A 12,790-nucleotide genomic window follows, 5' to 3' on the forward strand; every position below is an offset into this window, starting at 1 on the left:
GAGTACGTCCGGCGTGAGCTGCGTAATTGATGAAAAGCCCGGTTTTTACGGGGATGTGACCACACAGCTCAACATGAACATTGATACTCAATATTCGCTCCGGTGGCTTGAAGCGCGATATGTCCCATGGGCATAGTGTGTCGAATCACACACGCACCAGTCGCGGCGTGCGACCGCGGGGCACCCACTGCCCGCGGCTGTCGGCCACGCGCAGGAACCGCGGATTGGACAAGTCGAATGAGTTCCCCCCCTCCGATTCGCTGGAAGATCCTCCGGATCCTCATCCTCCCCGTGCTCTCGTTGATCATCCTGTGGGCGTTCGTCGCCTACTCGACCGTCGCGCAGGTCGCCGGCATCGCCCAGACCCAGACGCGCTGGCAGGTGATCGGCGCGCCGATCCGGGAGCTGATCGTGGAGATCCAGCGGGAGCGCCAGCTCTCCGCCGAGGCGGCCGGCGCCACCGGCCAGAGCCGGGCGCTCTCCGAGCAGCGGCGGGTCACGAACGGCAAGCTGGACCTGGTGCGCCAGGCGATCGCCTCCGCCGAGGCCTACGAGCCCGGCAACACCCCGAAGGACGTGCGGTCGCTGGAGGCGGCCATGGAAGGGCTCATCCAGGTGCGCACCTTCGCCGACAGCGGTGCGATCAAGGCCGTCCAGGTCACCGACGGCTACAACGAGTTCATCAGCGTCGCCAACCGGCAGTTCGGCGACTCCAGCGCGATCGCCGACCTGTCGTCCTTCCGCAACGTCCGGGGCATGGGCGCCTACAGCACCACCAGCGAGTTCGCGGGCCGGGAACACGCCGTGCTCACCGCCGCGATGAAGCGCGGCGAGATGACGCCCACTGAGCACGCCGCCTTCGTCTCGGCGATGACCAGCCGGAGGACCTACCTGGTCTACGCGGAGCGGGACATGAGTCCCGACCTGCGGGCGGAGCACGAGACGTTCATCCAGAACCCCGCCTACCTGCGCTTCAAGGCCAACGAGGACAGGATCTTCTCGTGGAACCTCATCGGCAGGCCCCCGCTGGACGCCGGTGAGTGGAAGCGTGACGCCGAGGCCGTTCTCGGGACCCTCAGCAAGCAGACCCTGCAGGAATTCGCCCGCTCCAATGCCAGGGGCGACGACCTCAAGAACGCCGCCTACCTGCGGATCGGGCTGACCCTGGGACTGGGCCTGCTCGCGATCATCGTCTCGATCGTGGTCTCCTACCGGTTCGGCCGCTCCCTGATCGCCGAGCTGAAGCGGCTCCAGGCGTCGGCCGTGGAACTGGCCGAGGAGCGGTTGCCCCGGCTGGTCGAGCGGCTGCGCAAGGGCGAGGACGTGGACCCGGCGACCGAGGCCCCCGAACTGGCCCCCGCGAACACCGCCGAGGTCGACCGCGTCGTGAACGCCTTCTCCAGCGTGCGGCGTACCGCGGTGGAGGCCGCGGTCGGCCAGGCCACGCTCCGCAAGGGCGTCGGCATGGTCTTCCTGAACCTCGCCTGGCGCAACCAGGCGCTGCTCCACCGCCAGCTCACGCTCCTCGACACGATGGAGCGCCGCGTCGAGGAGCCGGAGACCCTGGAGGGCCTCTTCAAGCTCGACCACCTGACCACCCGCATGCGGCGGCACGCGGAGAACCTGATCATCCTGTCCGACGCGGCCCCGGCCCGCAGGTGGCGCGACCCGGTGCCGATCTTCGACGTGGTGCGCAGCGCCGTGCTGGAGGTCGAGGACTACACCCGCGTCACCGTGCTTCCCATGCCGCAGGCGCCGCTGCTGGTCGGCGCCGCGGTCACCGACGTGATCCACCTGATCGCGGAGCTGGTGGAGAACGCCACCATCTTCTCGCCGCCGAACACCGTGGTGCACGTACGCAGCATGGTCGCGGCCAACGGCTTCGCGCTGGAGGTCGAGGACCGGGGCCTGGGACTGAGCCAGGTCAACCTCGACGAGCTCAACGCCAAGCTCGCCGACCCGCCGGAGTTCGACCTGGCCGACAGCGACCGGCTCGGCCTGTTCGTCGTGGCCAGGCTCGCCGCCCGGCACGGGATCAAGGTCGTGCTGCGCCCCTCGCCGTACGACGGCACCACCGCGATCGTGCTGCTGCCGCAGAACCTGCTCGCCACCTGCGCGTCACTGGCCGCCGAGGGCGTGCACCCGCGCCAGGGCGGCGCGCACGCGGCCGGGCCCGTCAGGGCGCTGAACGCGGGACCGGAGGAGTGGCCCAAGGTCCTGCCCGGCACGCAGGAGGAGGTGGTGACGGCCGGCGCGTCCGAGACCACGCAGAGCTGGTTCCCCACCCAGGAGCGGCGCGAGGCCCCGACCTTCCCGAACGGCTCCCCGGTCGCTTCCCCGAACGGTTCCCAGGTCGCCTTCCCGAACGGCGCCTCAAACGGGTCCCCGAACGGCTCCTCGAACGGGTCCCCGACCTCCGTGCGGCGGGCCGTGTTCATACCCGACACCGACGACGACCTGGACGGGCTGCCGATGCGGGTACGGCAGGCTAATCTGGCCCCCCAGCTCCGCCAGACGCGTTCCGCCGAGAAGCGCGACATCACCGCGCGAACTCCCGAGGAGCTCTCAAACCTCATGTCGTCCATGCAGAGAGGCTGGCAGCAGGGTCGCAGCCAGGCCGAGCAGGAACTGGACGTGTGGAAGCGAAAGGATGGCCACTCCGATGCCCGACCCCAGATCTGAACTGAGCTGGCTGCTCGACGACCTGACCCAGCGGGTCACCGGTATCCGGCACGCCATCGTGCTGTCCGCCGACGGCCTGGCGATGGGCGGTTCCCGGGAGCTGACCCGGGAGGACGCCGAGCATCTGTCCGCCATCTCGGCGGGAAGCCACAGCCTCGCACTGGGCGCGGGGCGGCACTTCGGCCTCGGTGGCGTGCGGCAGACCATCATCGAGATGGAGGGCGGCTTCCTGTTCGTCACCGCGGCGGGCCAGGGGGCCAGGCTGGCCGTGCTGGCCGCGCACGACGCCGAACTGGGCATGGTGACGTACGAGATGGCGCTGCTGGTCAAGCGCGTCGGCGAGCACCTGTCCGCGCAGCCGAGGGGAGCTGCCCCGGCGCCGGCCTGGAATGGTGCGAGAACGTGACGGGAGAGGATCCCGGGCCCCTCGTCAGGCTCTTCGGGGTGACCGGTGGCCGGGCGCGCCCGGTCGGGGAGAGCTTCGACCTGGTGGCCATCGTCACGACCGTCGAGATGGTCTTCGAACCGGTCGGGCTGATGCCCGAGCATGTCAACGTGCTGACCGCATGCCGCCGGCCCACCCCCGTGGCGGACGTCGCAGCCCACCTCAAGCTGCCACTCAACATCACCCGCGTACTCCTCAGCGAGCTGCGACGCGAGGGCCTGGTCACCATCGACAGGCCCCAGCCGATGGGGAAGACGATCGACGAACGCATCTACAGGGAAGTGCTGCATGGAATACGCGGCCTCTGAGCCGGGGACGAGCCCGGCCGACAGCCCGGCCATGGCCATCAAGATCCTTGTCGCCGGTGGTTTCGGAGTCGGCAAGACGACCATGGTCGGCACGATCAGCGAGATCAGGCCCTTGCACACCGAGGAGCTGCTGAGCGAGCGCGGCATCTACGTGGACGACACCGCGGGCGTGGAGTCGAAGATCACCACGACCGTCGCGCTGGACTTCGGCCGGATCACCATCCGCGACGGGCTCTGGCTCTACCTGTTCGGCACCCCGGGCCAGGACAGGTTCTGGTTCATGTGGGACGAGCTGTCCGTCGGGGCCCTCGGCGCGGTCGTGCTCGCCGACACCCGCCGCCTGCAGGACTGCTTCCCGGCCGTCGACTACTTCGAGCAGCGCGGGCTCCCGTTCGTCGTGGCGGTCAACTGCTTCGACGGCGCGCGGCGGCACGACCCGATCAAGGTGCGGCGGGCGCTGGGCCTGGACGGCGTGGCCCCGATCATCCTCTGCGACGTGCGCAGGCGCGACTCGGTCAAGGAGGTGCTGACCACGCTGGTCACCTACTCGGCGGGAGGTGCCTTCCAGGCGGCTCACGCGGGCGCCTGAAGCCCGAGCCTCCGGGTCCTATCCGGGGGCCGGGTTCTTTGGGTTCTCCGGTGTTTCCGGGACCTCCCCGGCCCTCACGGCGCGTTTCCTGTCGCGTTCCCCCAGGAGCCGCGCGGTCTCCTCGGAGACCTCGGTGGCCAGTACGGCCGACACGACGTCGACCAGGTGGCTGGTGAAGAGCCGGTCGTCCTTGCCCTCGGGTCCGGCGGCGCGGCGGGCCAGCTCCACGTACGTGATCCGGATCGCCATGAAGCGCTGGTGCAGCCGGCGCAGCGCGACCTCGGACAGCAGCGGGGCCACGAGCTCGCGCCACCGGTCGATGCTCTGCCCCGGGTCCGTGCTCCGCGTGGCGGGCAGGGGCGTGCGGTGCACGAGCTGCTCCATGATCCGCAGGTAGTGCCGGCCGCCGTCGGGGTCGGCCAGCTTGGCCGCCATCGGCCGTACCAGCGCGGCGGCGAGGGTGCGGCGGGCCTCGGCCTCCGGCAGGTCGCCCCGGGACTCGTACTCGTCGAGCAGCTGGTGGCGGCGCGCCTCGATCTCGGGGTGGTGCTTGGCGAGCACCGCGCCCAGCAGGCCCGCGCGGTCCCCGAAGTGGTACTGCAGCGCCGTCGCGTTGCGCTGCCCGGCGGCGCCGTTGATCTCGCGGAGCGACACGCCGTCGATCCCGCGCTCGGCGAACAGCCGCTCGGCCGCCGCCACCAGGCGCCTGCCGGTCGCTTCCGGGTTGGGGGGCATGCCGTGCTCCTGCCTTGCCGATGCCTTGCCGGTGAACGTACCGGTCGCTAGGGTAATAATGCATGTGTATCAAATCATGAAGCAGTCGCATCAAAGGTCGCGGCACACCCGCCCGGCGGCCCTCCGGACCCGCAGGACCTGTCAGCCGCCGCTAAGGGGAGGACCCCATGGCCATCGACTTCACCCTCGCCCCCGAGCACGAGGAGATCCGCCGCCGGGTGCGTGCCTTCGTCCAGGAGACCATCGTCCCGGCCGTCAGCGGCTTCGGTGACCTCGACGACACAGGGAAGGTGACCTCGCGCGACGAGTACATTCGCGTCATCTTCGAGCTGCGTGGCAAGGCGCAGGCCGAGGGGCTGTGGCTGCCGCACATGCCCAAGGAGTGGGGCGGCATGGGCCTCGGCCACGTCGAGCTGGCCATGGTGCAGTCGGAGGCGGCCAAGACCCGGCTCGGGCCGTGGGTCCTCAACTGCTCGGCGCCCGACGAGGGCAACATGCACACGCTGCTGCACTGGGGGACCGACGAGCAGAAGGAGAGATACCTCAGGCCGCTGCTCAAGGGCCACAAGATGTCGTGCTTCGCGATGACCGAGCCGGAGGTGGCCGGCTCCGACCCCACGCTCATCCGCACCCACGCCGTCCAGGACGGCGAGGAGTGGGTCATCAACGGCCACAAGTGGTTCATCTCCAACGCCCGCCGGTCGAGCTTCGCCATCCTCATCGCCAAGACCGAGCTCGACGTGCCAGAGGGCTCGCGCGGCGGCAACACCGCTTTCCTCGTCGACCTCCCGCAGGAGGGGTGGAACGACGTCCGCGAGGTCGAGACGATGCACGGCTCCACCGGCCACAGCGAGATCGTCATCACCGACCTGCGGGTGCACGACAGCCAGATCCTCGGCGGGCGCGGCAACGGCCACCGGCTCGGCCAGTACCGCCTGGGCCCGGCGCGGCTGGCGCACTGCATGCGCTGGATCTCCCAGGCCGAGACGGCGCTCGACATGATGGTCGACCGCGCGCTCAACCGCTACAGCCACGGGTCGCTGCTCGCCGAGAAACAGGGCATCCAGTGGCTGATCGCCGACTCGGCCATGGAGCTGTACCAGTGCAAGCTGATGGTCCTGCACGCCGCCTCGAAGATCGACAGGGGCGAGGACTTCAGGACCGAGGTCTCGATGTCGAAGCACTTCGTGGCCAACAGCCTCAACCGGATCGTCGACCGGGCGATCCAGGTGCACGGCGCGCTCGGCTACTCGACCGACACCCCGCTGGCCAAGATGCTCCAGCACGCCCGCTGGGCCCGTTTCGCGGACGGGGCCGACGAGATTCACCAGATGCGCATCGCCGAGCGTACGATCGCGGCGTACCGGAGCACGGGCTCGACCAACGCCGCCACCGGAGGGTTGCCACTGTGAGCACGGAGAAGACGAGCGGGTTCACCGGAGAGGGCGGCGGGGGCGGGCTGCTCAGCGGGCTGGGCGTCCAGGGGAGCCCGGAAGGCGTGACCGGGACGTTCAACACGGTCCGCGGCGACGATCTGGAGGGCAAGGTCGCCCTCGTCACCGGCGGCGGCAACGGCATCGGCGCGGGCGTGGCCCGGCGGCTGGCCGCGGGCGGGGCCCGCCTCGTCCTCGCCGACATCGACGACGTCGCGGGCGCGAAGCTCGCCGACGAGCTGGGCGCGACGTACGTCCACTGCGACGTGTCGCGGCTGGAGGACAACGAGGCGGCGGTGGCGACCGCGGTCGAGCGGTACGGCAGGCTCGACCTCGCCTTCCTCAACGCGGGCATCGCCTCGGGCTTCGGGCTGGGAGAGGACTTCGACGTCCGGCGCTACCGCCTGGCGATGGGCGTGAACCTCGACGGCGTCGTCTTCGGGATACACGCCTCCCTCCCGGCCCTGCGCGCGGCGGGCGGCGGCACGATCGTGGCGACCGCGAGCATGGCGGGCATCGTCGGCATCCCCTCCGACCCCGTCTACGCCGCCAACAAGCACGCCGTCGTCGGCCTCGTCCGCTCGCTCGCCGAGGACCTCCGGCCGCAGGGGATCAGGGTGCAGGCGCTCTGCCCGTCGTTCGCCGACACCGCGATCCTCGGCGAGGGCAAGGCCGTGCTGGAGCAACTCGGCTTCCCGATCCTGGACGTCTCGTCCGTCGTCGACACGTTCGTCCGGCTGCTCGACAGCGACGGCACCGGCGAGTGCTGGTTCGTCATCCCGGGCCGCGAGAGCGAGCCCTTCGCCTTCCGCCGGGTCCCCGGCCCGCGAGCCTGAGGCCGGGAACCCGGCCTCAGGTTCCCGGCCCGCGAGCCTGAGGCCGGGTTCCCGGCCCGCGTACCGAAGGTCGCGTCCCCTGCCCGCGTACCGAAGGTCGCGTCCCAAGCCCGCGAGCCCGAGGTCGCGTCCCAAGCCCGCGTACCCGAGATGAGCGGGCGGGGCGATCGGCCTCGCCCCCGGCCCGCGACACGCCCGTGGTCACGGCAATCTCCCCCACACCAGCACTGATCACTCACCGTAAGATCGCGAGCGTGAAAAGTGATCGCGAGGTGGCCTCGTCCAGGAAAACGGCACCCAGCGGGCCTCGTCGTGTCGTGCTGCTGACCGGGCAGCTGAGAGTCGGTGGCACCGAGAAGCAGATCTTCCTCCTGGCCGCGGGGCTGGCCCGCAGCGGTGTGAAGGTCGACGTGGTGACGTTGCACTCGAAGGGCCCCTACGGGGACGCGCTCGAAGGCGCCGGTATCCGCGTGCACAACGCCGGGTTCACCGAGTTGTCGACGGGGGTCATGGCCCTTCCTCGCAACCTGTTCGCGGCGGTACGCCTCGTCAGGCTGGTATGGCGGCTCAGGCCGGACGTGCTGCACGCCTTCCTCTACCACGCCTACGTGCTCGGCGCGCCGATCGCCTGGCTCGCCCGGGTCCCCGTCATCGTGGCGGGGCGGCGCAACCTGGGCATCTTCAAACGGCTCCGGTACGGGAGCCGCGTGCTGGAACGCATCGCCACCCGGCTGACGCGGCACGTGGTGGCCAACGCCGTGGCCGTGGCGGAGAGCGCCAGGAGGATGGAGGGTCTCGCCCCGGAGAAGATCAGCGTGATCTACAACGGGTTGCCGGAGTCGGCGTTCCTGCCCGCCGCGCCCGCGCCGATCACCACCGACCTGCCGGTCGTGTGCTGTGTCGCCAACCTGATGACGCACAAGGGGCACCGCTGCCTCATCGAGGCCGTGGCGCTGCTGGCCGACCAGGGCACGCCGTGCACGCTGGTGCTCGCGGGCGAGGGGCCCGAGCGCGACGTCCTGGAGTCGCAGGCGGCGAGCCTGGGGGTGGACCTGCGCCTTCTGGGCCTTCGCCGGGACGTCGAGGCCCTGATGCACCGGGCGTCGGTGGTGGTGCTCGCCTCGCTCCACGAGGGGATGAGCAACGCGGTGATGGAGGCGATGGCGGCGGGCAGGCCGATCGTCGCCACCGCGGTGGGCGGGACCTGCGAGCTGCTGAACGGGCGCGGGCTGCTGGTCCCTCCGCAGGGCCCCCGCGCGCTGGCCGACGCCCTGGAGCGCGTGGTGCGCGACCCTCGCCTGGGAGCGTCCCTCGGCGGCGCCGCGCGCGCCTGGGCGCTGGACAACCTCGGCGTGGACTCCATGATCGACCGGCATCTGGCGCTGTACCGGCGTCTTCTGGAGGAGCGATGTGCGCGATAGCCGGCGCCTTCTGCCCGGACGGAGTGGACCCGGACACGGTCCGCGACATGTGCGAGACGATCGCGCACCGCGGCCCCGACGGCGGTGGCCTGCACGTGGAGCACTCCGCCGTGCTCGGGACGCGCCGCCTCGCCGTCGTCGACGTGGCCGGCGGCGACCAGCCCGTCTACAGCGAGGACGGTCGCGTCGTCGCGGTGTTCAACGGCGAGATCTACAACTTCGCCGAGTTGCGGGCCGAGTTGCTGGCCAAGGGACACCGCCTGGCCGCGAGCGGCGACTCCGAGTGCCTGGTCCACCTCTACGAGGAACACGGCGACGCCCTGGTGCACCGCCTGCGCGGGATGTTCGCCTTCGCCGTGTGGGACGGGCGCAGGCGCAGGTTGCTGCTGGCCCGTGACCGGGTGGGCGTGAAGCCGCTCTACTGGGGGGTCCGGTCCGGCTCGCTGCGGTTCGCCTCCGAGCTGAAGGCACTGGTCCGCGACCCGCGCTGGCGCGGAGAGGTCGACCCCGCCGCCCTGCACCACTATCTGACGTTCCAGTACGTGCCGGCCCCCTGGTCGATCTTCGAGGGCATCGGGAAGCTCCCGCCGGGTTCGACCCTGGTGTGGCAGGACGGCCAGGTGCGCGTCGACCGCTACTGGCGGCTGGACGCCACTCCGCGCCCGGCGGCGGCCGTCGAGGAGGAAGCCGGACGGCTGCGCGGGCTGCTGGTGGAGGCGACCCGGCTGCGCATGACCGGTGAGCGCCCGATCGGCGCCTTCCTGTCGGGTGGGGTCGACTCCTCCGCGGTCGTCGCGGCGATGGCGCGGCAGTCCTCGCGGCCGATCCGCACCTTCTGCGTCGGCTTCGAGAAGGCCGCCTTCGACGAGCGCGAGCACGCCGGAGAGGTGGCCGCCCTCTACGGCACCGACCACTCGGAGCTGGTCCTCTCCGGCGCCCCGCTGGACGTGTTCCCCGCTCTGGCCTGGCACTTCGACGAGCCGTTCGCCGACTCCTCGGCGATCCCCAGCCTCGTCCTCGCCCGGATGAGCGGCCGGGAGGTGACGGTGGTGCTCAACGGGGACGGCGGGGACGAGTCCTTCGGCGGCTACCGCCGTTACGTGTTGCTGCGGCGGGCCTCCCGGCTGCGGCTGCCGTCGACGGTGTCGCCGTTGCTGGGCGCGGCGGGCCGGAGCGTGCAGGCCCTGTCGCGCCAGGGGTCGATGCTCCGCAAGGCGGGGTGGGGCATGGAACTGGCCGGGTTGCCGACGACCGGCAGGTACACGCGCCTGATGTCCTACTTCACCGAGGAGCAGAAGTGGAAGGTCTACACCCCGTGGCAGCGTGGCCGGGTGGCGGGCGTCCACAGCGGGGACATCGTCGAGCGGGCCTTCGAGGAGTCCTCCGCGGGCTGTGACCTCACCCGGGTCATGGACGTCGACGTCAACACCTACCTGCCCGGCGACCTGCTGGTGAAGACCGACATCAGCACGATGGCCTACTCGGTCGAGGCGCGCTCCCCCTTCCTGGACCACGTCCTGATGGAGTGGGCCGCGGGCCTGCCCGGCGAGCTGAAGATCCGCGGCGGGACGACGAAGTATCTCCTCAAGCGCGCCCTGGCGGACTGGTTGCCCGCGCACCTGCTGCGGCGCCCGAAGATGGGGTTCGGGGTGCCGCTGGCCTCCTGGCTCAGGACCGGGCTGCGTCCCCTGGCGTACGACCTGCTCACCGACGCCACCGCCCGCGACCGGGGGATCTTCGATCCGCGGGTCGTCGCCCGCCTGCTCGCCGAGCACGCCGCCGGCCGTGACCACTCCGAGCGCATCTGGGCGCTGCTGCAGTTCGAGCTCTGGCACCGGACCCACCTGCCCGCGCGACCGGCCGTACAGCCGGCCGTACGACCGGCGGCGGACCGTCATCGGCGACCGCGGCTCACGTGAGCGCCCCGGCCACGGCGGGGCGCCGGGACGCGACCGCCACCCGCCTGGCCCACCTGCTCCTGACCCGCCTGACGCTCGCCGTGGCCGGGGGCCTCACCGGCGTCATCGTGGCCCGCGCACTGGGGCCGGGCGACCGCGGCGCCTACTGGGTGATCGTCACCATCGCGACCACGGCGGCGGCCCTGGGAAACCTGTCGGTGGAGAAGTCACAGACGGCGCTGTGGACGCGGGAGGGCGACCGGCCGGCGATCGCGGCGAACGCCCTGTGGCTGGGGCTCGCCGTGGGCGCGGTGGCCGCGGGAGGCTCGTTCCTCGCGGCCGTGCTCCTGCCCGGCGCCGCCGTGGTGGCCGCGGACCGCTCCGCGCTGATCTGGGGGCTGGCCGCGGTGCCGGTCATGACGGCGATCGTCTACGTCAACAACGTGCACGTCCTGCGCTCCCGCACCGGGGTCGTCAACCGGGGCTCGCTGGCCGGAGCGGCCCTGCAGTGCTCCGCCCTGGCGGCCCTGGGGTTTCCCGGGTCGCTCACCGTCGAGGGAGTGGTGATCATCTGGACCCTCTCGGCCGTGGTGAACCTGCTGCTCCTGCTGCCGTCCCTGCCCGTACGCCGGCCGCGCGAGGGGCGGCTGGTCGCCCGCACGCTGTCGTGCGGGCTGAGCCATCATCCGGGCTATGTCTGTCATTTCCTGCTGCTGCGGCTCGACGTTCTGATCCTGAACGCCATGAGCACGCCCGCCGCGGTGGGGATCTACTCCATGGCGGTGACGCCGGCCGAGCTCCTGCGGGCCATGACCGGCACGGTGGTCCAGATCGCTCTGCCCCGGCAGATGGAGTCGAGCCAGGAGGCGGCCGCGGCGTACACGGCCCGGACGATCCGGATCACCGCCGTCCTCGCCGTTTCCTCGGCCGTCCTTTTCTGCCTGGCGGGACCGTTCCTGGTGGTCGCCGCCGCCGGACCGGCCTTCGCGGGGTGCGTCGTCCCGATGCTGGTGCTCGCACCGGGCGTGGCGGCCGCCGCGGCGGCGGCTCCGGCCGCGGCCTATCTGCTCCGCCTCGACCTGCCGGTCCCCACCACGCTGATGTACGGCGCGGCGTTGCTGACGAACCTCGTGCTGAACGTCCTTCTGATCCCTCGTACGGGCGTCGTGGGGTGTGCTCTGGCGTCCACGATCGCCTACACGGCGCTCGCCGCGGCCCAGGTGGGCTGGTTCGCGCGATCAGCGGGGATGCCCCTGAGGCGGTTGAGCCCGGGGGTCGCCGAGGTGCGGGAGATCATCCGCAGGGTCCGCGGGTCGCGGCGCGCCGGCTGATCCGGCGGGCTCCCGCGCGCCGGTCGATCTGTTCGGCTCCCGCGCGCCGGCTGATCCGGCGGGCTCGCACGCGTCGGCCGCCCCGAGCGGCTCCCGCCCGCCGGCCGCCCCGAGCGGTCGCCGGAGCAGATACTCGTTGCAGCCGAGTCCGCCCCCGCACGTCTTGAGCAGCAGGAGGCCGAGGTCGTGCGCGTGGGCGCGGGCGAGGACCTGCTCGGGCTTGGAGACCTCGAAGGGGTAGCCGCCCACCCAGTCGAGCATGTCGTGCCAGCGCGACATGCCCCGCGGCTGGACGAGCGCGGGATCGGCCCGGCCCTGGAGCAGCCGCGCGACCTTGAGCAGGGGCCAGGCCCGGTAGACGTAGGCCGAGCTTCCGGCGATCAGGGCGCCGCGGGTCACCGGTCCCGACCGGTTGTAGCGCCGCTTCACGGCGGTCCAGATCCGGCTCTGCCGGCCCTGGTCGTTGTACAAGGAGACGAACAGCAGCCCGCCGGGAGCGACGAGCCCGACGGCGGCGTCGAAGGCCCGCCACATGGCCCCGGTGTGGTGCAGCACCCCCCAGGCGTACACCACGTCGAAGGTCCCCAGCCGCGCGAGGTAGCCGTCGTCCAGGATCGACCCCCGCTCGATCGTCCAGGCGGGGCCGACCGAGTCCCGGTCGGTCGTCCGGGGGGCGTCGGCCGATCCCCGCTCGGTCGTACGGGGGGCGTCGATCGTTCCCCTCTCGATCGTCAGGGAGGCGCCGGGAGCGAAGGCGTGTCGTAGCCGTACGGCGGACTCCACCGCCTCGGCGTCGGCGTCGAAGGCGTGCACGCGCGCTCCGAGGCGGTGCGCGGCGAGCGAGAACAGGCCGCTGCCGCAGCCCACGTCGAGGAAGGTGCGCCCGGCGAGGTCCTCGACGCCCAGGGTCGCCCGCAGCGAGCCGATCGCGCGCTGGACACGACCTTCGTCGACGAGGTTGACGAAGGACGTCCAGTTGCGGCCGAAGGCGAACCTGTCACCCCGCCTGACCTGCAGAAGGTGCTCGTCCACTGTCGTCTCCCGTCATGTGCCGCGCGAGGGACCTCCAACGACGGGTAACTTACCGCAGTTGATCAATCACACCGAGAAGG

Annotated in this window: 11 protein-coding genes; 9 read left to right on the top strand and 2 right to left on the bottom strand. The window is 71.4% G+C overall.

Going from position 1 to position 12,790, the window contains the following annotated elements; genetic code table 11:
* Window positions 1-291 precede the first annotated feature (291 nt).
* From AC5L38_RS15900 to AC5L38_RS15915, 4 genes are read left to right on the top strand one after another with little or no spacing between them, the layout of a single operon-like run.
* On the top strand, window positions 292-2,682 hold the full coding sequence (locus tag AC5L38_RS15900; RefSeq protein WP_495243556.1) for a sensor histidine kinase: 2,391 nt from the start codon (window positions 292-294) through the stop codon (window positions 2,680-2,682).
* Window positions 2,663-3,088, top strand: coding sequence for a roadblock/LC7 domain-containing protein (locus tag AC5L38_RS15905; RefSeq protein WP_495243557.1), 426 nt, complete (start codon window positions 2,663-2,665; stop codon window positions 3,086-3,088). Before AC5L38_RS15900 ends, AC5L38_RS15905 begins: the two co-directional genes overlap by 20 nt.
* Window positions 3,085-3,435 (top strand): DUF742 domain-containing protein, encoded by a 351-nt coding sequence (locus AC5L38_RS15910; RefSeq protein WP_495243558.1) that lies wholly within the window; start codon window positions 3,085-3,087, stop codon window positions 3,433-3,435. The genes AC5L38_RS15905 and AC5L38_RS15910 overlap by 4 nt, the downstream gene beginning before the upstream one ends.
* Window positions 3,416-4,024 carry a GTP-binding protein gene (locus AC5L38_RS15915; protein WP_495243559.1) on the top strand — a complete coding sequence of 203 codons (609 nt, stop codon included), beginning with the start codon at window positions 3,416-3,418 and terminating at the stop codon, window positions 4,022-4,024. The genes AC5L38_RS15910 and AC5L38_RS15915 overlap by 20 nt, the downstream gene beginning before the upstream one ends.
* Window positions 4,025-4,042: 18 nt before the next feature.
* Here the strand turns inward: AC5L38_RS15915 and AC5L38_RS15920 are convergent, their stop codons facing one another.
* Window positions 4,043-4,759, bottom strand: a complete 717-nt coding sequence (locus AC5L38_RS15920; RefSeq protein ID WP_495243560.1) for a TetR/AcrR family transcriptional regulator — start codon at window positions 4,757-4,759, stop codon at window positions 4,043-4,045.
* A gap of 167 nt (window positions 4,760-4,926) precedes the next feature.
* Between AC5L38_RS15920 and AC5L38_RS15925 the strand changes: the two genes are divergently transcribed.
* From AC5L38_RS15925 to AC5L38_RS15945, 5 genes are all read left to right on the top strand, one after another.
* Window positions 4,927-6,171 carry an acyl-CoA dehydrogenase family protein gene (locus tag AC5L38_RS15925; RefSeq protein WP_495243561.1) on the top strand — a complete coding sequence of 415 codons (1,245 nt, stop codon included), beginning with the start codon at window positions 4,927-4,929 and terminating at the stop codon, window positions 6,169-6,171.
* Window positions 6,168-7,028, top strand: coding sequence for an SDR family oxidoreductase (locus AC5L38_RS15930; RefSeq protein ID WP_495243562.1), 861 nt, complete (start codon window positions 6,168-6,170; stop codon window positions 7,026-7,028). Before AC5L38_RS15925 ends, AC5L38_RS15930 begins: the two co-directional genes overlap by 4 nt.
* 254 nt (window positions 7,029-7,282) lie before the next feature.
* Complete coding sequence (locus AC5L38_RS15935) at window positions 7,283-8,449, top strand: glycosyltransferase (protein ID WP_495243563.1); 1,167 nt, start codon at window positions 7,283-7,285, stop codon at window positions 8,447-8,449.
* Window positions 8,437-10,368, top strand: a complete 1,932-nt coding sequence (gene asnB / locus AC5L38_RS15940; protein WP_495243564.1) for an asparagine synthase (glutamine-hydrolyzing) — start codon at window positions 8,437-8,439, stop codon at window positions 10,366-10,368. The genes AC5L38_RS15935 and asnB overlap by 13 nt, the downstream gene beginning before the upstream one ends.
* Complete coding sequence (locus AC5L38_RS15945; protein WP_495243565.1) at window positions 10,365-11,678, top strand: lipopolysaccharide biosynthesis protein; 1,314 nt, start codon at window positions 10,365-10,367, stop codon at window positions 11,676-11,678. The genes asnB and AC5L38_RS15945 overlap by 4 nt, the downstream gene beginning before the upstream one ends.
* Here the strand turns inward: AC5L38_RS15945 and AC5L38_RS15950 are convergent.
* Window positions 11,586-12,710: a class I SAM-dependent methyltransferase gene (locus AC5L38_RS15950; protein WP_495243566.1), complete on the bottom strand. Its 1,125-nt coding sequence runs from the start codon at window positions 12,708-12,710 to the stop codon at window positions 11,586-11,588. The genes AC5L38_RS15945 and AC5L38_RS15950 overlap by 93 nt on opposite strands.
* Between the last annotated feature and the right edge of the window lie 80 nt (window positions 12,711-12,790).

The sequence above is a fragment of the Streptosporangium nanhuense genome (genome assembly GCF_059358815.1).